General features: G+C 33.2%; 18 protein-coding genes and 1 pseudogene. 16 read left to right on the top strand and 3 right to left on the bottom strand.

What is annotated here, in order from left to right; genetic code table 11:
• The first annotated feature begins 83 nt into the window (after positions 1-83).
• The 8 genes from cyoE to OLM51_RS19745 all read left to right on the top strand — a co-directional run bounded on the left by cyoE (position 84) and on the right by OLM51_RS19745 (position 5,271).
• Positions 84-986: a heme o synthase gene (gene cyoE, locus OLM51_RS19780; protein ID WP_264552291.1), complete on the top strand. Its 903-nt coding sequence runs from the start codon at positions 84-86 to the stop codon at positions 984-986.
• Between the two features lie 2 nt (positions 987-988).
• The gene (locus tag OLM51_RS19775) at positions 989-1,576 is read left to right on the top strand and encodes a heme-copper oxidase subunit III (protein ID WP_264552290.1); all 588 of its coding nucleotides are present in this window, start codon (positions 989-991) and stop codon (positions 1,574-1,576) included.
• 42 nt (positions 1,577-1,618) lie between these two features.
• Complete coding sequence (locus OLM51_RS19770; protein ID WP_264552289.1) at positions 1,619-2,605, top strand: cytochrome c oxidase subunit 3; 987 nt, start codon at positions 1,619-1,621, stop codon at positions 2,603-2,605.
• Between the two features lie 18 nt (positions 2,606-2,623).
• Complete coding sequence (locus tag OLM51_RS19765) at positions 2,624-2,974, top strand: cytochrome C oxidase subunit IV family protein (protein WP_264552288.1); 351 nt, start codon at positions 2,624-2,626, stop codon at positions 2,972-2,974.
• A 77-nt stretch (positions 2,975-3,051) separates the two neighbouring features.
• On the top strand, positions 3,052-3,693 hold the full coding sequence (locus OLM51_RS19760; protein WP_264552287.1) for a hypothetical protein: 642 nt from the start codon (positions 3,052-3,054) through the stop codon (positions 3,691-3,693).
• 12 nt (positions 3,694-3,705) lie between these two features.
• Positions 3,706-4,395: an SCO family protein gene (locus OLM51_RS19755; protein ID WP_264552286.1), complete on the top strand. Its 690-nt coding sequence runs from the start codon at positions 3,706-3,708 to the stop codon at positions 4,393-4,395.
• Between the two features lie 2 nt (positions 4,396-4,397).
• A complete protein-coding gene (locus tag OLM51_RS19750) occupies positions 4,398-4,979 on the top strand; it encodes a DUF420 domain-containing protein (protein WP_264552285.1) in 582 nt (193 codons plus the stop codon).
• On the top strand, positions 4,972-5,271 hold the full coding sequence (locus OLM51_RS19745; protein WP_264552284.1) for a hypothetical protein: 300 nt from the start codon (positions 4,972-4,974) through the stop codon (positions 5,269-5,271). The genes OLM51_RS19750 and OLM51_RS19745 overlap by 8 nt, the downstream gene beginning before the upstream one ends.
• 21 nt (positions 5,272-5,292) lie before the next feature.
• Here the strand turns inward: OLM51_RS19745 and OLM51_RS19740 are convergent, their stop codons facing one another.
• Complete coding sequence (locus tag OLM51_RS19740) at positions 5,293-6,699, bottom strand: DUF4403 family protein (RefSeq protein ID WP_264552283.1); 1,407 nt, start codon at positions 6,697-6,699, stop codon at positions 5,293-5,295.
• Between the two features lie 177 nt (positions 6,700-6,876).
• Between OLM51_RS19740 and OLM51_RS19735 the strand changes: the two genes are divergently transcribed.
• The 8 genes and pseudogenes from OLM51_RS19735 to tsaB all read left to right on the top strand — a co-directional run bounded on the left by OLM51_RS19735 (position 6,877) and on the right by tsaB (position 14,964).
• Positions 6,877-7,578, top strand: a complete 702-nt coding sequence (locus OLM51_RS19735) for an ABC transporter ATP-binding protein (protein WP_264552282.1) — start codon at positions 6,877-6,879, stop codon at positions 7,576-7,578.
• Positions 7,571-8,814: pseudogene (locus tag OLM51_RS19730) on the top strand (ABC transporter permease). The gene OLM51_RS19735 and the pseudogene OLM51_RS19730 overlap by 8 nt, the downstream one beginning before the upstream one ends.
• A 2-nt stretch (positions 8,815-8,816) precedes the next feature.
• Entirely contained in the window at positions 8,817-10,082 is a 1,266-nt protein-coding gene (locus OLM51_RS19725) for an ABC transporter permease (RefSeq protein ID WP_264552281.1), read from the top strand.
• Positions 10,083-10,123: 41 nt separating this feature from the next.
• Positions 10,124-11,245 carry an efflux RND transporter periplasmic adaptor subunit gene (locus tag OLM51_RS19720; RefSeq protein ID WP_264552280.1) on the top strand — a complete coding sequence of 374 codons (1,122 nt, stop codon included), beginning with the start codon at positions 10,124-10,126 and terminating at the stop codon, positions 11,243-11,245.
• Positions 11,246-11,324: 79 nt separating this feature from the next.
• Positions 11,325-12,707: a TolC family protein gene (locus OLM51_RS19715; RefSeq protein ID WP_264552279.1), complete on the top strand. Its 1,383-nt coding sequence runs from the start codon at positions 11,325-11,327 to the stop codon at positions 12,705-12,707.
• A gap of 6 nt (positions 12,708-12,713) precedes the next feature.
• Positions 12,714-14,006, top strand: a complete 1,293-nt coding sequence (locus OLM51_RS19710; protein WP_264552278.1) for an efflux RND transporter periplasmic adaptor subunit — start codon at positions 12,714-12,716, stop codon at positions 14,004-14,006.
• Positions 14,007-14,014: 8 nt separating this feature from the next.
• The gene (locus OLM51_RS19705; RefSeq protein ID WP_264552277.1) at positions 14,015-14,269 is read left to right on the top strand and encodes a hypothetical protein; all 255 of its coding nucleotides are present in this window, start codon (positions 14,015-14,017) and stop codon (positions 14,267-14,269) included.
• Between the two features lie 20 nt (positions 14,270-14,289).
• Positions 14,290-14,964, top strand: a complete 675-nt coding sequence (tsaB, locus tag OLM51_RS19700) for a tRNA (adenosine(37)-N6)-threonylcarbamoyltransferase complex dimerization subunit type 1 TsaB (protein WP_264552276.1) — start codon at positions 14,290-14,292, stop codon at positions 14,962-14,964.
• A gap of 5 nt (positions 14,965-14,969) precedes the next feature.
• Here the strand turns inward: tsaB and OLM51_RS19695 are convergent, their stop codons facing one another.
• Positions 14,970-15,776: a mechanosensitive ion channel family protein gene (locus OLM51_RS19695; protein WP_264552275.1), complete on the bottom strand. Its 807-nt coding sequence runs from the start codon at positions 15,774-15,776 to the stop codon at positions 14,970-14,972.
• A 96-nt stretch (positions 15,777-15,872) separates the two neighbouring features.
• Positions 15,873-16,280 (bottom strand): YtxH domain-containing protein, encoded by a 408-nt coding sequence (locus tag OLM51_RS19690; RefSeq protein ID WP_264552274.1) that lies wholly within the window; start codon positions 16,278-16,280, stop codon positions 15,873-15,875.
• Positions 16,281-16,327 lie beyond the last annotated feature (47 nt).

The raw sequence follows: 16,327 nt of genomic DNA, 5'->3' as shown, positions 1-16,327 counted from the left end.
AAAATCTAATTTTATAGTTCTAAATTCTACAATCTAATTTGTACATTTGCAGCACTCAAAAAAAATATACAAACAATAACGGTTTGAACGCTACAAAAAATACTATTTCACCCAAATCAATATTTCTGGATTTTAAAGAGATCACTAAGGCTGGTTTAGCAATTAGTGTCTTGTTTTCGTCAATTGCAGGATATTTGTTAGGAGTCAATGAAGAACATCCTTTTAAGTGGAGTGTTTTGTTAGTTTTATCTATTGGCGGTTATTGCATGGTTGGAGCATCAAATGCGTTTAATCAGGTAATAGAAAAAGATATCGATGCATTGATGGATCGAACTAAAAACCGCCCGGTTCCTTCTGGACGTATGTCTCCAAAAGTTGCATTACTTGTTGCAAGCTTATTGACTATTCTGGGAATAAGTTTATTGTATACAATCAATGCAAAGTCAGCCATGTTTGCTGCAATTTCGATTTTTTTATATACAAGTATATATACACCTCTAAAAACAGTGACCTCTTTGTCTGTTTTTGTGGGCGCTTTTCCTGGAGCAATTCCGTTTATGTTAGGATGGGTTGCGGCTACAGGGGAATTTGGTATTGAAGCCGGAACCTTATTTTTAATTCAGTTTTTCTGGCAATTCCCGCATTTTTGGGCTATTGGCTGGTTTTTATACGAAGATTATGAAAAAGCAGGAATCTTCATGTTGCCAACAGGAAAAAAAGATAAAGGAACCGCTTTGCAGGTTATTTTATATACCGTTTGGCTTATCGCAGCATCATTATTACCAGCACTAGGATATACCGGGCAGCTGTTTATTTCGCCAATTGCTGCGGTTTTAGTGTTTTTGTTAGGATTATGGATGTTGTTTTATGCTGTAAAATTGTATCAGCTTCGAACACCAAAATCTGCCAGAACATTAATGTTAGTAAGTGTTTCGTATATTTCATTACTGCAAATCGTATTTATAGTAGATAAATTTTTAAGATAGTTATGGAAATGACAATGACAACAAGTGAGGAACAATTAAGGAAATCAAAATCGGCAAAACTGATTTTGTTATTCGCAATGGTTAGTATGACCATGATGTTTGCCGGACTTACAAGTGCATTTGTAGTAAGTAAATCAAGAGCAGACTGGTTGCAGAATTTTCAAATACCAATTGCATTTTATTACAGTACAGTAGTTATTATTGGATGTAGTGTTATGTTTTATCTGGCTAAAAAAGCGATTGAAAAAGGCAATAGAAGTGCAACTACAGCTTTTTTGTTCGGAACATTAGCTTTAGGAATTCTATTCGTTATTCTGCAATTTGCAGGATTCGGTCAAATTATAGAAAGCGGTTATTATATGACCGGACAAGGTAGTTCAATTACTACAACATTTCTTTATGTAATAGCACTTATGCACCTGTTGCACGTTGCAGGAGGGTTAATTTCACTTTTAATTATAATTTATAATCATTTTAAACAAAAATACAATCCGACCCAAACTCTTGGTATAGAACTAGGTGCGATGTATTGGCACTTTTTGGATTTATTATGGGTATTATTATTTTTATTTTTATATTTCTTTAAATAAGAAAAAAACGTAAATTTGGGAACTTTTTAACGAATATCTTTTATGGGAGCGACAGTTACTACTGCAAACAACGACGAAAAAACTTGGGGAGGCGGTCATGAGATTCAGCCACTAGGAGCAAGTTATGGTAAAATGATGATGTGGTTTTTTATCGTATCAGATGCCTTGACATTTTCTGGATTTTTAGGAGCCTATGGTTTTTCTAGATTTAAATTTATTGAAACTTGGCCACTGGCTGATGATGTGTTTACTCACTTTCCTTTTATGCATGGTGTTTCGGCTCCGATGTATTATGTAGCCTTAATGACTTTTATCTTGATTTTTTCATCTGTAACAATGGTTTTGGCTGTTGATGCAGGACATCAATTAAAGAAAACAAAAGTTGCAATTTACATGTTCTTAACAATTATTGGAGGTTTAATCTTCGTTGGGTCTCAGGCCTGGGAGTGGAAAAACTTCATTAAGGGTGAGTACGGTGCAGTTGAAACTGTGGGTGGAAGTTTGTTACAATTTGTTGATAAGGATGGTAAAAGAGTTGCTCTTGCAGATTTTGCTGTAAAATTACCGGAACAAAGAGAAGCTTTAACAAGAAGTAAATCTACTTGGTTTATGCAAGATGCAGAAACTTTGCCAACATATTCAGTAGCTGAAGTGCAGGCTGGTTTTAAAGCACATCCTGAATTGTTAATCAGAACAGAGAAACTTACTGCAGAGAAGAAAAAAACTGTTTTAACAAGAGCAGAATCTGAAACTCATTTAGCAAGTGCAAAATATGTGGTAGAAGGCGCAAACTTGATTAGAAACGAATACGGAAACAAATTGTTTGCTGATTTCTTCTTCTTTATTACTGGATTCCACGGATTCCACGTATTTTCTGGAGTTATCATTAATATTATCATTTTCTTTAATGTATTATTAGGTACTTACGAGAAAAGAAGAAGCTACGAAATGGTAGAGAAAGTTGGTTTATACTGGCACTTTGTAGATTTAGTTTGGGTATTTGTATTTACAGTTTTCTACTTAGTTTAATTTTAGATTTTAATTATTATGTCACACGAGCACGTATCAAATACAAAAAGAATCTGGTTTGTTTTTGCATTATTGTCTGTAGTAACTACAGTAGAGGTTATTCTTGGTATCTACAAACCAGGAGTATTAGAGCTTAATCATTTTGTAGGTTTGAATTTGTTGAACTGGATTTTCTATATCCTTACAATTTTCAAAGCTTATTATATAGTATGGGCATTCATGCACATGGAAGGTGAAAAAAGCAGCCTTAGATGGTCTGTTGTTTCACCAGTTATTTTCCTGGTATTATATTTATTGTTTATTCTTTTGACAGAAGGACATTATATTTATGGGGTTTTTAAAGATTCTACTATTAAATGGAATTTTTAACATGATATTAATTCGAAAAGAAGCTCCGATTACCGGAGCTTTTTTTATTTTTGTACCTCAAAACTTCGATTAATACAATGAAAAAAAATATAGTTCTTTTTGTGCTTTTTGTTTTGCCTATTGTTGCTTATTTGTTTTTTGCTTCAGGTGTAAATAGCTTTACAAAACTTCCTACAATAACGCCTAAAATTGCTGACTTTGGCAATTGGAAATCTTTAGACGGTAAAAAAGTTTCTCTGGATAAAAAAATTACTGTTCTTGGTTTTTCCGGTTCTGATATTTTAGAACACAGAGGAAACTACTTCAATTTAAATGAAAAAATTTACAAACGCTACAATGGATTTGAAGATCTTCAATTTGTTGTGATTTGTCCTTTAGGAACAGAAGCAGAGGCTCAGAAATTGGTTGATGCATTGAAGCCTTTTACCGATGTTTCGGGCTGGAATTTTGTTTTTGCTTCTCCTAATGAAATTCAGGCATTTTATGATCAGCTTCATCTGAAAGGAAAATTAGATCAAAAGCTTGGAACTTCAAATGTTTTCATAGTCGACAAAGAAAGAAATTTGAGAGGAAGAAAAGATAAAGACGATTACAAAGAAGGTTATGATACTTTTCATCCGTCTGAATTGAGTAACGAAATGCTGGATGATTTTAAAATCATTTTATACGAATATCGTGCTGCTCTTAAAAAGAATCATAACGCTACAAAAGAACTCTAAATCTTTACTGAAATGTTTAAAAATAAATCATACATCGGAATTTCTTTTATCGTTTTAATATTTGGTATTTACGCTGTGCCAAAAATTGTTGACAGAATAAAAAATGACGAAGTTGTAAAAGGAAACCGTCTGGATAATGTTGGCTTGAAAAGCTCAAAAGAGGATACTAAATTGTTAACTATTGGTCCGGCTCCAAAATTTGAATTAACGAATCAGGATAACGCTAAAATATCAAATGAAACTTATAAAGGGAAAGTTTATGTTTTAGAGTTTTTCTTTACTACTTGTCCTTCAATTTGCCCAAAGATGAATTTGAGCATGCTGGAAATTGAGAAAACTTTTTTTGGAAATCCTAATTTCGGAATTGTTTCTATTACTATTGATCCTGCACATGATACAGCCAAGGTTTTAAAAGATCATGCTAAATTACTAGGTGTTAAATCTTCAAACTGGAACTTTCTTACTGGTGATAAAACTACTATTATGGATTTATCAAATAAAGGATTCAATCTTTATGCCGGTGAAAATGAAAAAGTAAATGGTGGTTTTGAACATTCGGGATTATTTGCCTTAATTGATAAAGATGGAAATATTCGTTGTAGAAAAGACGAATTTGGTAATCCGATTTTATACTATGATGGGTTGGATAAAAAAGGAGTTAGAGACATTCAGGAAGACATAAAAATATTATTAGAAGAATAAAAATGGAAGATAATTCATTAGAAAAAAAGTTTAGCAAGTTTATTATTGCAGTATCAATTGTAATTCCATTAGTAGTTGCGGTTTTGTTTACCGTTAAATTAAAAGATTTTGGATTCGATGTTGAGCCACTTTCGTTTTTGCCTCCAATTTATGCTACAACAAATGGTTTAACTGCTATTGTGTTGGTTTGGGCGGTAATAGCAATTAAAAATGGGAAGCGTGCATTGCATGAGCGTTTAATGACCTTTGCAATTGGATTGTCTGTTGCATTTTTAGTAATGTATGTGGCTTATCACATGACAGCAGACTCTACTAAATTTGGAGATTTAAATCATGATGGAATCCTTGATCTTGTCGAAACTGCAAAGATTGGTGGTTTGCGTTATGCTTATTTCTTTATTTTAATAACTCATATATTATTGTCTATTGTAATTATTCCTTTGGTGTTAATTACTTACGTTAGAGCATTGGCAAAACGTTTTGACAGACATAAAAAAATAGCTAAAATAACGTTTCCGCTTTGGTTATATGTTGCGGTTACCGGTGTTGTAGTTTACTTAATGATTTCCCCTTATTATGCTTAAAATGGAAAATAAAATAAAGAATAAAGAAAATAGAAAGGCAAACAGAAGTGGATTTATGAATTTTTTCTCAACGAAATGCTTCTATATTCTTTTCTCTATTTTCTTTTCTCTGAGTGCAAACGCTCAATGTGCAATGTGTCGTGCAGCGCTTGCGGGAGATTCGAATATAAAAAAGGCTGAAGCTGTAAATGACGGAATCGTTTTTTTAATGATAATACCATATTTACTAGTAGCAATAATTGGTGTTCTGATTTACAGAATGTACAAATCGAAAAAGAAAAAAGCAGTCTAATTTCAGACTGCTTTTTTTATTTTATTTCAATCCGTCTACAGAAACATTTACAGTTCCATTTATCTTTATGAAAGCAATAATGGCTTGATTGGTTAATTGGATTTTATCAAACTGTATATCTTCCATTTTTCCATTTACAAAAACGCCCGGCATTGGCGAGTAATTTTTAAGATACGCTGCCATACTTTTTTTGCCTTCTTCTAAATTGGGCTGTATCGAATAGCGACAGCTTTCTTCCATCTTTCTTATAATATAGGCTTGTCCCAGCCAACTTGCAGTTCTCATTAATTTACTTTTAGTATCTAAAACATAATCAAGTTTTTCAAAGTAAATTTCTTTTGTCTGTGCATTATATTGAGGAATTCCGGTTAAATAAAGTGTTCCGTCTATAGAGCCAAGAACATCAAGCGCAATAATCATTTTTCCATCTTTATGCCAGATGGAAACATTTTTCACTGTTATTTTTTTGCTTCCGGATCCAAATTCCTGACCGGCAAAGTTTTTGGTCATAATTTTAGAAGCATCAATATAACTTGATATTGCTGCGATATTTGCAGAGATCTGGTTTGGTATTTTGGCAACGGGTTTTAGAGCAATCTTACTGGCATTAAATTTAGATTCGGGTTGCTTGCCTATAATGGTTTCCATATTGCATTTCATTCCCATGTCTAACAAAAATAAGTCGTTTTTGAGTTTTGCATTGGTTGAATAGATTTCGACAGGAACAATTCTTAACCAGCTTTCGTAAGTATCACTCATCTGAAATGGAGTGCAGATTTTTTCAAGTGCAGATAAAACATTTGGCTTAAAATCCATTGATTTCTCGATTGCTTCGTCTATCTTCTTTTCGATTTTAGATTTGAAAATAGAAATTGCAGGATTTACTAAATAGGTTATCGGCATACTTTTTCCAAAAACCATCATTGTTGGACTTTCGCTCCAGTCTAACGATTTAAATTCTGTTTTGGTGTTAAGTTTCCAATTGGTCAAAGCAACCTCACTAGATAGAGTGATGACTCCATTTAAATTAAATTCGCGTGTGTCATAAAGTTCGATTCCTAACTTTTTTGTGCCAATTCGATATTTAACCGTTGCTTTTAGAGGTAGAATAGTCTTTATTTTTTTGTCCGGATTTGCGGGGTCATTTTGAATTTTGATGGGTGCCTGTTTCCATATTTTCATTTCAATATCATCATCTTCAATATTCTTGTCTTCATAGATTAATCCATTCAAAAGTGAATTGGTTTGATTCTCAATATCACTTAATTTAACCGTTATGGGCAGGTTAATAAACGAAGGATTTGCATCATAAACCAACGGACTTGCATCATCTGGTTCAGGTTTTAGTGTTTCTAATTTTTGAGTTGTTGAGCAGCTAACAAGTGCCGCAAATACCGTAAACAAAGAGATGGTCGAAAAAAACTTCATTAGTATTATTTTTTTTAGGTAGTACAAAATTAAAAAAACAATCAATTTAACGTATTAAACTGTAACAATTGATTATAAGTGCCGTCTTATTTAGATACTGAAACGAAATTATTAACGTTTTGTTATCATAAATTACTTATAAAAAATATTATTATTGTTTAAAAATTTAACAATACCATGATTGAAATCAAAGATTTGCACAAATCCTATAAAATGGGCAGTTCAGAATTGCATGTGTTAAAAGGAATAAATTTTAATATTGAAGAAGGCGAATTGGTTGCTATTATGGGATCTTCCGGGTCTGGAAAATCTACGCTTCTAAATATTTTGGGAATCTTGGATGAAGCAGATTCAGGGAGTTATACTTTGGATAAAACGCCTATTAAAAAGCTTAACGAAACTATCGCTTCTAAATACAGAAATAAATTTTTAGGTTTTGTTTTTCAATCATTTAATTTGATTAATTATAAAAGCGCTCTGGATAATGTGGCAATGCCATTGTATTATCAGGGAATAAAAAGAAAAGAACGTTACGACATTGCAATGAAATATCTGGAGAAAGTGGGGTTAGGATCACATTCTCATCATTTGCCAAATGAACTTTCAGGAGGTCAAAAACAGCGTGTTGCAATTGCCAGAGCGTTAGCTTCAAATCCAAAAGTTTTGCTTGCAGATGAACCTACCGGAGCTTTGGATACTAAAACTTCTTATGAAGTAATGGAACTTATTCAGGGAATTAATGATGAAGGAAAAACAATTTTGATTGTTACCCATGAACCTGATATTGCCGCAATGTGCAAAAGAAATGTGGTCCTGAAAGACGGATTAATTATCGACGATAAAAAGGTAGAACAAATTAGAGCTTCATCTTATGTTTAATATTGAGCGTTGGCAGGAAATATTTGATGCAATCTCCAAAAACCGGCTAAGAACTTTTTTAACCGGAATTTCAGTAGCATCGGGAATTTTTATTCTTGTGATTTTGCTTGGAGCGGGAAAAGGACTTCAAAACGGTATTGAAAAACAGTTCGAGCGGGATGCTGCGGGAATTATTGAGGTTTGGTCCGGTATGACAACAAAAGAGTATAAAGGACTTAACCCGGGAAGACAAATTCAGTTTCGAAATAGTGATTATTCACAATCAGTTAAGAAATTTGAAGATAAATTAGATTTAAGAGCTTCGACACAAAATTATTGGGGGGCACCTTTTTCTTATGGAAAAGAATCCGGAAGTTATCAATATAGAGGAGTGGATCCTGATTATGGCGGAATAGAAAATCTAACAATAGTTCAGGGACGTTATATAAATAGTAAAGATTTAAAAAATAACGAAAAGGTCGCTGTGATTGGAATGAAATTGAAAAATGATTTGTTGAAGGATAAAGATGCAATAGGAGAAGAAATTCAGATCAATAAAATCAATTTTAAAGTAGTTGGTGTTTTTACAGACCCGGGGGAGAAAGAGAAGAAACCAGAGCATATTTGCCTTTGACTACCGTGCAGAGAACTTTTGGAGGCGGAGATAAAATTAGTAATTTGTTTTTTACATTAAAAAAGACAAATGATTATGATGAAGCTTTGGCGCAATCTGAAAAGTTTACGCAGGATCTAAAAGATTTGCTTAAAAGCAAAAATATTGTAGCGCCGGATGATGATGGCGGAGTAGGAGTTTATAACTCAGTAAAAGATGCAAAGCAGTTTTATGACTTAAATTTGTATATCAGACTTTTCTTTTGGTGGGTTGGTATTTGTACTATTATTGCCGGAGTTGTTGGAGTTAGTAATATAATGCTAATCATTGTAAAAGAAAGAACAAAAGAAATAGGCATTCGTAAAGCATTAGGAGCCTCTCCGCTTTCTATTATTACCATGATCCTTCATGAGTCTATTTTTATTACCACGATAGCAGGTTTTGTTGGACTATTGGCAAGTCTTTTATTATTAGAGTTTGTGGGGCCAATGGTACAGAGTGAATATTTTCAGAATCCGCAGGTTGATTTTAATGTAGCTTTAACAACACTGGTTTTATTAGTATTTGCCGGTGCACTGGCTGGATTTTTTCCGGCATACCGAGCTGCCAAGATTAAACCTATTGTAGCACTTAGAGACGAATAATTATGTTTAAGAAAGATAATTGGGAAGAAATTTTACAGGCCTTGACGGCAAATCCTTTCAGGACTATTCTGACGGCATTTGGTGTTTTTTGGGGAATCTTTATTTTGGTGATTTTGCTGGCTGCAGGAAACGGTCTGGAAAATGGTATTAAAAAAGGATTTGACGGGATTGCCACTAACACTATGTTTATGTGGAGTCAGACAACATCAAAGGCTTACAAAGGTTTGCCTAAAACACGCCGTTATGATTTCAGAAATAGTGACGTTACAGCTTTAAAAGCGGCCTTGCCAGATTTGCTATACGTTTCGCCAAGGAATCAATTAGGTGATTTTAACGGGACAAATAATGTTGTTCGGGGTACAAAAACATCTGCTTTTACTATTTATGGGGATTATCCTGAATTGATTAAACAACAGCCAATGGATATCATTAAAGGCCGATTTGTTAATCAGCAGGATATTATAGAAAAAAGAAAAGTTTGTGTTATTGGAAAAGGAGTAATCAGTGAACTTTATGGAAAAGAAGAAGAGGCTGTTGGAACTTATATTAAAATAAACAGTATCAATTTTATGGTTGTTGGAGTTTATAAATCCAAACAGCAGGGAGGAAATGCAGAACAGGAACAAAAAAATATTTTTATTCCGTTTACCACTTTTCAGCAAGCTTTTAATTTTGGAGATAAAGTAGGCTGGATGGCGCTTACTGCAAAGGATGAAACTTCCATTACCGATTTAAAACCAAAAATTCTGGAATTGATAAAAGCATTGCATTCTGTAAATCCGACTGATGACAGAGCGGTAGGTAATTTTGATTTATATGAACAGTTTAATAAAGTGCAAAGTTTATTTAATATCCTAAAAATCATCGCCTACTTCGTTGGAACATTAGTTTTGATTTCAGGAGTTATCGGGATATCTAATATTATGCTTATTGTAGTTAAAGAACGAACTAAAGAAATTGGAATTAGAAGAGCTTTAGGAGCTACACCAGCGGCAATACGCGGACAAATTTTATCAGAATCGATATTTTTAACTATTATTTCAGGAATGCTTGGAATAGCAGTTGCAACCGGTATTATTGCTATACTAAATATGGTTTTGGATTCAATGCCCCCGGAAAGTAATACGATGTTTGCGAATCCGAGTGTAGATTTAGGAGTTGTATTTGTTGCCCTATTAATATTGGTCGGATCTGGTTTGCTTGCCGGATTTATACCAGCACAGACCGCGATAAATGTAAAACCGGTCGATGCATTAAGAACAGAATAAATTATCAATCAAAATAAAATCGAATTAAACTAAAAAACAAAATGAAAAAAGGAGTAACCGTAACCATTTTAATCTTTATAGCTATAGTTTTCTTTGGCGCACTTTATTATTTATATGCAAAAAATCAAGAGTCGCCAATTATTTTTAAAACAGAAAAGGCAGAGATTAAAACGATAGTTAAAAACACCATTGCAACCGGTAACATTCAGCCTGATGAAGAAGTCCTCATCAAACCAAATATCTCAGGTATTATCGAAGAAGTGTATATCAAAGCAGGTGAGAAAATTAAAGCTGGCGACATGATTGCAAAAATTAGAGTTGTGGCCAACGTATCGAATGTAAGTAGTACTCAAAACCAAGTACAAACTGCTAAGATTGCTTTAGATAATCAGGAGAAAATTTATCAAAGACAAAAAACATTGTTTGATAAAGATGTAATTTCTGCCAATGATTTTGATGCAGCCCAATTGGCTTACAAACAGGCAAAACAAAATTATCTGGCAGCAAAACAAAGTTTGGATATTGTAAAAACCGGAACAACGACATCATTAGGAAATTATGCAAATACATTAATCCGTTCTACGGTAAACGGAATGGTATTGGCGGTTCCTGTAAAAGTTGGAAATCAGGTTATTGAAAGTAATAATTTTAACGAAGGAACTACAATTGCAAGTGTTGCCGATGTTGGAAGAATGATTTTTATTGGAAAAATTGACGAATCTGAGGTGGGTAAAATCAAAGAAAAAATGCCTATCGAAATTACAATTGGAGCCATTGAAAATAAAAAATTTGATGCGGCTTTAACAGATATTGCACCAAAAGGAGTTACAGAAAATGGAGCTATTCAGTTTGAAATTAAAGCTTCTTTACAAAATAGAGATGAAACCTTTATCAGAGCCGGATTAAGTGCAAATGCTTCTATCATATTAGAAAAAGCAGATAAGGTTATGGCAATTAAAGAATCATTGGTACAATTTGACAAAAAAACTCAAAAACCATATGTAGAAGTAGAAACTAGTCCACAGAAATTTCAAAGAAGAGATCTTGTTCTGGGGGTAAGTGATGGAATCTATGTTCAGGTTAAAAGCGGTCTTAAAGATTCAGATAAGATTAAAATCTGGAATCAGGGTTTGATCACAGAAGGACAAGGAGAGAAAAAATAGTTTGATCAAATAGCGAGTTTTTAGGGTTTTTAAAATGTTAAATTTGCATGGTTTTTTACTGTGCTTTCATTCAAAATATATGAAAATAAATAAATATAATAGTCTTGTTTTTGCCATGCTTTTTGGGTTTACATTATCAGGCCAGGCACAAACAAAACAATGGACACTTGAAGAATGTGTAAGATATGCACTGGATAATAATATTACAATTAAACTATCAGAACTGGATGTAAAAAATGCTGATATTGATAAAAAGGGAGCATTAGGAAACTATCTTCCATCGGCAAGCGGAAACGCTTCGCACTCCTGGAACATTGGTTTAAACCAGGATGTTACAACAGGTCTTTTACGTAATCAGACCACTCAGTATTCATCAGTTGGTATTAATGCGGGAGTTGATATTTATAAAGGTCTTCAAAATCAAAATACCTATCGCAGGGCGAAATTAGCTATTATTGCATCTCAATATCAACTATTGAAAATGCAGGAAGATATTTCATTGAATGTTGCTAATGCTTTTCTTCAGATCCTGGGTTATAAAGAAGATTTGAAGGTAAAAACAGAACAATTAGCAATTGATGAAAAACGTTTAAAACGTTCTGAAGAAATGGTTAGTGCGGGTACGATTCCACGAGGAGATTTATTTGATCTGAAAGCTACTATAGCAACGGATAAACAAAACATTACAGTTTCAGAAAATAATTTATTGATCTCAAAATTAAGTTTAGCGCAACTTTTACAGCTAAAAGAATTTGCAGATTTTGATGTCATCGACGATACAAATGCAAAAGATGAAAACAACATCATGGCGCAAAGTCCAATCGATATTTACAATAAAGCAAAAGAGACGAGAACAGAATTAAAACTGGCACAGACTAATCTTGAAATTGCCGAGAAAAATGTAAAAATTGCAAAAGGAGCTTATCAGCCAACTCTTTCTGGTTTTTATGCTTTTAATACAAGAGCGAGTTATAGTGATCAGATTAAATTTGACTCAAATAACCAACCTTACAGTGTAGGACCAGACCCAATATTTCAACAGTTTAGTGATAATAAAGGACATAATTTTGGTTTTCAATTGAATGTTCCAATTTTCAACGGATTTTCGGTTAGAAATAATGTCGAGCGTAACAAAGTAAGTTTAGAGAAATCTAAAATAGATTTAGAACAAAAAAGTTTAGATTTGCAACGTAATGTATATACTGCATTTACAAACGCAAAAGGAGCTTTAAATACATACGAATCAGCGACAGTAACATTAGAAGCAAGACAACAGGCTTATAATTATGCTAAAGAAAAGTATGATGTTGGATTGATGAACTCGTTTGATTTTACACAAGCTCAAACGTTGTTAACAAATGCACAGTCTGATGTTATCAGAACAAAATACGATTACATGTTCAAAATAAAAATACTTGAATTCTACTTTGGAATTCCAATTGTTCCAATTATTACAAAATAATTTATTATGTCAAAAAAAACAGTTTATTTCTTAGTCGGAGGAGCAGTAGTATTAATAGCGATTTTAGTTGGTCTTTCGAAAGCTGGAGTTTTAGGAAATAAGGATGAAGGAAAAGAAGTAGAAATTTCAAAAGTAGCAGCATCAACTATTGTAGAAACGGTTTCGGCAACCGGCAAAATTCAACCGGAAATCGAGGTAAAATTATCATCGATGGTTTCAGGTGAGATTATTGCATTAAATGTAAAAGAAGGTCAGGTGGTTAAAAAAGGGGATTTATTAGTAAAAATAAACCCTGATTTGTATACTTCAGGACTAGAAAGATCTGTTGCAAATTTAGCAGGAACTAAGGCTGGTTTAACACAATCTGATGCTAGTTTTAAAGAAGCAAAAGCAAATTACGATCGTAATAAAACCTTATATGATAAAGGGGTTATCTCAAAATCAGATTGGGATAAAGCAGTTTCGACTTACGAAGTAGCCAAAGCAACAAAACAAAGCTCTTATTATAATGTACAAAGTGCTTCGGCATCAGTTACAGAAGCCAGAGACAATTTAGGACGCACAACAATCTACGCTCCTGCAGACGGAACTATTTCGGTTTTGAATGTAGAATTGGGAGAACGTGTTTTAGGAACGCAGCAAATGGCGGGAACAGAACTTTTGAGAGTGGCGAATCTTAATAATATGGAGGTTGAAGTTGATGTAAATGAAAATGATATCGTAAAAATAAAAATTGGAGACGAAGCAAATGTTGAAGTTGATGCTTATTTGAAAAAGAAATTTAAAGGTGTTGTAACTAGTATTTCGAATTCGGCAAGTACAACCTTAACATCAGATCAGGTTACTAACTTCAAAGTTAAAGTTCGTATTTTAAAAGAATCATATCAGGATTTGTTAGAAGGAAAGCCAAGTGCTTATTCACCTTTTAGACCTGGAATGACAGCTACGGTAGATATTATTACTACAACAAAAACAAATGTTTTGGCAGTGCCAATTAGTTCTGTAGTGGTAAAATCGGATACAACTGCTGTAAAAGATTTTAAAGTAGAAGATCCTAATGAAGATAAAAAAGCCGCTCCAAAGAGTGACAAGAAATTTGAATGTGTTTTTGTAAAAGTAGGAGACAAAGCTAAAATCAGAATTATTAAAACCGGAATTCAGGATGATACTAATATTGAAGTAATGTCGGGATTGAAAGCTGGGGATGTTGTAATTACAGGTCCTTATACAACAGTTTCTAAGGATTTGAATTCTGGTGACAAGGTAAAGCTTAAGAAAGCTGAAACGCCCAAAAAGTAGATTATAATATGAGAATTGCTTTGCATGGAGTTCCGTCAGAAATCATTTTAAGTGTTGTTGGCGGCTCTCTTAGTGTGATTGTATATTTGATATGGGTACATTATAGCGTTTATAAAACAAAATATTATAATGACGAATTTAAATATTTTGCAGTAGAAAAAAGACTGATCATATACATAGGCTTTTTATTGGCAAATTTATGTGTGGCATTTCTCTTATTCTGGTTATTAACCCTTATTTTTGCTGCTTTAATTTTTGTATAATTTTTTAATAACACACCATCTTGTCTTTTATTCTCAATATCGAAACAGCGACCAAAAATTGTTCAGTATCAATTGCTAAAAATGGTGAAACCATCATTTGCAGAGAAATTGCTGAAGAAGGTTATTCACATGCTGAAAAGCTTCATGTTTTTATTGAAGATGTTATTGCCGAATCTGGAATTTCAGTTCAGGATTTAGCAGCAGTTGCAGTGAGTCAGGGGCCAGGTTCTTACACTGGTTTACGAATAGGTGTTTCGGCAGCAAAAGGATTGTGTTTTGCTTTAAATATTCCCTTAATTGCGGTTGATACTTTACAGACTTTAGCTTCACAGGCAAATGTTTCTGAGGGAAAAATTATCCCGATGCTTGATGCCCGAAGAATGGAAGTTTACAGCGAAGTTTTTAATGCTAAATTAGAAGTTGAAAGAAGTATTCTTGCTGAAGTTATTACAGAGGAATCTTTTAGCGAATATAATGAAACAGTTTATTTTGTTGGTGATTGTGCTGATAAATGTAAAACGGTATTGACAAAGGAAAACTTTGTTTTTTTGGAAGGAATTAAATACCCTTCGGCAAATGCAATGAGTAAAATCAGTTACGATAAATATCAAAAAAGCGACATTGTAGATGTCGCTTATTTTGAACCTTATTATTTGAAAGATTTTATGATGACGCAGCCATCAAAAAAACAATAAACGTTTTATTTTTGTATGGTATAAGGCTGAATTGAAATACCAGCTTCATCTAAAGCAGTTTTGCAATTCTCTAAAGTTTCAGAAAAAACAGCTCCATAATTAGCATTTTTTGCCCACGGACGAACAGCAAATTCGACAGAACTTGCGGTTAAATTCTTTACAAAAACTTCCGGAGCAGGATTTTTAAGCACTTTTGGATTTTTGTTTAAAACATCCAGTAAAATATCTTTTGCCTGTTTGATATTTGAATCATAAGAAACTGCAAACGTTAAATCTGCTCTTCTTTCTCCCTGCATCGAATAATTGATAATTGTTCCGTTTGATAAAGCACCATTTGGTACAAAAACGGTTTGATTATTTGCAGTTAGCATTTTGGTTACAAAAATCTGAATTTCTAATACTGTTGCAATAACACCTTGCGATTCTATTGTATCGCCAACTTTAAAAGGTTTAAAAACAATAATCAGCATTCCTCCTGCAAAATTAGAAAGTGAACCTTGAAGTGATAAACCTACTGCAAGTCCCATCGCTCCTAAAATGGCAACAAAAGATGAAGTTTCGATTCCTAGTTTTGAAATAAAAGTTACAAATAAAAGGATTCGGAGAGCCCACAATAAAATATCTGCAAGGAATTTTGTAAGTGTAGGATCCAGATTTCTCTTTACCATTATCTTTCTGATAATTCTGTTTATTAATCGTATGGCATATAATCCAACAAATAAAATTAGAAGTGCAGAGATTAATTTTGGAGAATAATCTATTAGTACATCGATAAATCTTGTAGCGTAAGTGCTTAATTGTTCCGGGCTCATCATTGTTTTTTAAGGATAAAAAAACCTTCCCAAAATGAGAAGGTGTATTATTTTGCAAATATAAAGTATTTATTTTTATAAGAAAAGAATGTGGTTTTATTCCTTGTCAGAAATTTCGTCAGCAACTTTATCCGTTTCTGCTGCAGCTGTTTCGCTTGCATCAACGACTGTTTCAGATACAGCTGTTTTGGTTTCTCCGGCAATTTCGCCAGTTTTTTCTTTTACAGAATCGATTACTTCTCCTATTGAATCAGAAGCTTTTTCAACATACTCACTTACAATATCTTTTGCCTGATTTGCGTATTCGGCAGCACTTTCAATAATTGGTTCTGAAGCTACTTTTGCTTTTGCAATTGTTTCTTCTGCAAAAGTTTCTGCTTTGTCAATATAAGGAGCAGCAGCTTCTTTAGCTTGTTCAAAAGTACTTTCGGCATTGTTTGCCAATTCAGTTACAGATTCTTTGGTCGAGCCAAATAAATTCTTGAAGAATGATGATAATCCCATAGTTTTATATTGATTGGTTTAGATTACAATATTAAACTTTTTTAGAG

The organism is Flavobacterium sp. N2038 (assembly GCF_025947185.1).
Taxonomy (GTDB): Bacteria; Bacteroidota; Bacteroidia; order Flavobacteriales; family Flavobacteriaceae; genus Flavobacterium.
The sequence above is the reverse complement of the archived record's forward strand: the minus strand, read 5'-3'. Positions and strand labels throughout refer to the sequence as shown.

Coding starts and splice junctions, on each gene's coding strand:
- OLM51_RS19720 (WP_264552280.1), top strand. CDS start 10,124: ATGAAAAAAGGAGTAACCGTAACCATTTTAATCTTTATAGCTATAGTT.
- OLM51_RS19710 (WP_264552278.1), top strand. CDS start 12,714: ATGTCAAAAAAAACAGTTTATTTCTTAGTCGGAGGAGCAGTAGTATTA.
- OLM51_RS19755 (WP_264552286.1), top strand. CDS start 3,706: ATGTTTAAAAATAAATCATACATCGGAATTTCTTTTATCGTTTTAATA.
- OLM51_RS19725 (WP_264552281.1), top strand. CDS start 8,817: ATGTTTAAGAAAGATAATTGGGAAGAAATTTTACAGGCCTTGACGGCA.
- OLM51_RS19705 (WP_264552277.1), top strand. CDS start 14,015: ATGAGAATTGCTTTGCATGGAGTTCCGTCAGAAATCATTTTAAGTGTT.
- OLM51_RS19770 (WP_264552289.1), top strand. CDS start 1,619: ATGGGAGCGACAGTTACTACTGCAAACAACGACGAAAAAACTTGGGGA.
- OLM51_RS19760 (WP_264552287.1), top strand. CDS start 3,052: ATGAAAAAAAATATAGTTCTTTTTGTGCTTTTTGTTTTGCCTATTGTT.
- OLM51_RS19735 (WP_264552282.1), top strand. CDS start 6,877: ATGATTGAAATCAAAGATTTGCACAAATCCTATAAAATGGGCAGTTCA.
- OLM51_RS19745 (WP_264552284.1), top strand. CDS start 4,972: ATGCTTAAAATGGAAAATAAAATAAAGAATAAAGAAAATAGAAAGGCA.
- OLM51_RS19690 (WP_264552274.1), bottom strand. CDS start 16,280: ATGGGATTATCATCATTCTTCAAGAATTTATTTGGCTCGACCAAAGAA.
- OLM51_RS19775 (WP_264552290.1), top strand. CDS start 989: ATGGAAATGACAATGACAACAAGTGAGGAACAATTAAGGAAATCAAAA.
- OLM51_RS19765 (WP_264552288.1), top strand. CDS start 2,624: ATGTCACACGAGCACGTATCAAATACAAAAAGAATCTGGTTTGTTTTT.
- OLM51_RS19740 (WP_264552283.1), bottom strand. CDS start 6,699: ATGAAGTTTTTTTCGACCATCTCTTTGTTTACGGTATTTGCGGCACTT.
- OLM51_RS19715 (WP_264552279.1), top strand. CDS start 11,325: ATGAAAATAAATAAATATAATAGTCTTGTTTTTGCCATGCTTTTTGGG.
- OLM51_RS19750 (WP_264552285.1), top strand. CDS start 4,398: ATGGAAGATAATTCATTAGAAAAAAAGTTTAGCAAGTTTATTATTGCA.
- OLM51_RS19695 (WP_264552275.1), bottom strand. CDS start 15,776: ATGAGCCCGGAACAATTAAGCACTTACGCTACAAGATTTATCGATGTA.